The sequence below is a fragment of the Acetobacterium wieringae genome, from assembly GCF_026646375.1.
Lineage (GTDB): Bacteria > Bacillota > Clostridia > Eubacteriales > Eubacteriaceae > Acetobacterium > Acetobacterium wieringae_A.
In genome coordinates this window covers 1-1911 of the sequence record NZ_JAIPPU010000045.1, presented here as the reverse complement: position 1 = coordinate 1911, position 1911 = coordinate 1, and the positions used below count along the sequence as shown (strand labels likewise).

Genomic DNA, 1911 nt, shown 5'->3' with positions numbered 1-1911 from the left:
TTATTTTACCTCATTTCCTTGCAATTTGGGACTGCACTTTTATGATAACACTCCATATCAAGGTCTGAAAAAGCAATTTCAAAACTTTTTTCTAATTCATTCACCATTTCTAAAAAAAGCATATCAGTCTCCTTCAAAATTGAGTTAACTCATTGTTTATTATATTATCATACAACCTTTTAAAATTACATTAGAACTGGGTTATTTATCAAGTTCATGCATAAAGCATAAAAAATCCTTAGTGAATTCGTCTGTTGAAAACATATACAGAAAATGTTTTTTTGATAGAATATAGCTAGATTGTACGATAAAAATTTACGCATCTATAAAAGAAAGGACGGTCTAACATGATAACAAATTATTATGTATTTGTTCCGGCAATTATGGGATCCGGAGCTTCACTTCGTGTTGGAATGAAGACGAGAGAATTAGGATGTAGAAAGGTTTTGGTGGTTCATGATCAGGGACTTAAAGATGTTGGAATAGCGGATACAATAATTGAAAATCTTCAAGCAGCAGGTTTAGAAACTGTAGTATTTGGCAAAGTTCTTGCCGATCCACCAGACATATTAGTTGAAGAAGTAGCAGAATTGGCCAGAAATGAAAAAATTGACGGTATTGTAGCAGTAGGAGGAGGAAGCGCCATTGACACTGCAAAAGGCATCAACACACTTATAAATAATCCACCACCAATCTTACAGTATTTTGGTTATCGAACAGATCTGAAATCCGGAGTGCCTATGGTTTTTATTCCTACAACAAGTGGTACCGGTAGTGAAGTAACAAGTATGGCTGTTATCTCGTGTACATCCAGAGGAAATAAAGATAGCGTTATGGGTCCTCATTGTATTGGAACTCTGGCTCTAGTTGATCCAGATTTAACCTTAGGTCTTCCAGCAAAAATGACGGCTGCAACTGGTATCGATGCTTTGGCACATGCTGTGGAATGTATGACTGGAGGCCAAGCCAATCCCTTGTCTGATGCTTTAGCAAAAGAAGCAATTCGTGATATTGCCAAGTGGCTACCAATTGCTTATAAAGATGGATCAAATCTTGAAGCAAGAGAGAAAATGATAAATGCATCCATGTTTGCAGGCATGGCGTTTTCAAATGCCTTGGTTCATTTAGGACACTCCATCGGTCACTCTTTGGGAGCAGTTTTTCACATTCCACATGGAATCGCTTGTGCATTGGTTTTGCCGGAAGTCATTGAATACTCAGCAAAATCAGAATCAAAAAAAGTTGCAATGATATGTGAATGCTTTGGTGAGAAGGTTCAAGAGGACGCAACCTGCGAAGAAATCGGAGCTTTGGCTAATAAACTCCTTCGAAATTTTATGAAATCTGTAGATATACCAAATATGAAGGAATTGGGATTCGATCTCGAAAAAGTTTTAGCAATTGCGCCGATGGTAACAAGCGATACCGGATTTGCCATTGCACCATATCGTGTAACCGCAGCAAAGGTCGCCAATATGCTTCAAACAGCTTTTGATGCTTAGAAGTGATCTAAATTAAAGGGAGGTATTGATATAATGTGGTCAAAATTAACTGTTAACATGAAAAAACTCACTGTTATAAAAGATAAAATAGATCAAGATTTAGCAGAACTTGGGGGTAGAAGCCTGATTGCCCAGTATATGATTAAACATATCCCACCTCAATGTGATCCACTTGGAAGTCAAAATAGAGTGGTCATTTGTACAGGAATTTTTGCTGGAACCAAGCTAACAACAGCACATCGTTTATCTATTGGTTCAAAAAGTCCTTTAACCGGGGGAATTAAAGAAAGCAATAGTGGTGGAAACGCCGCCTATCAAATGGCCAATCAAGGAATAAAAATGATTGAGGTATTGGATGGAATTGTCAATAATAGTTCAGTCAAAACGCGCAAGGAATTTTCCAAGCCCC

The 1911-nt window shown here is 37.5% G+C and carries 2 protein-coding genes; both read left to right on the top strand.

All coding sequences use genetic code 11. The features are described 5' to 3' along the window. Positions 1 to 347 precede the first annotated feature (347 nt). On the top strand, positions 348 to 1502 hold the full coding sequence (locus Q7P33_RS17830; protein WP_303872087.1) for an iron-containing alcohol dehydrogenase: 1155 nt from the start codon (positions 348 to 350) through the stop codon (positions 1500 to 1502). 33 nt (positions 1503 to 1535) lie between these two features. Next, positions 1536 to 1911 (top strand): aldehyde ferredoxin oxidoreductase N-terminal domain-containing protein (locus Q7P33_RS17825; protein WP_303872086.1); only part of this gene is annotated, 376 nt, incomplete at its 3' end.

Coding starts and splice junctions, on each gene's coding strand:
- Q7P33_RS17830 (WP_303872087.1), top strand. CDS start 348: ATGATAACAAATTATTATGTATTTGTTCCGGCAATTATGGGATCCGGA.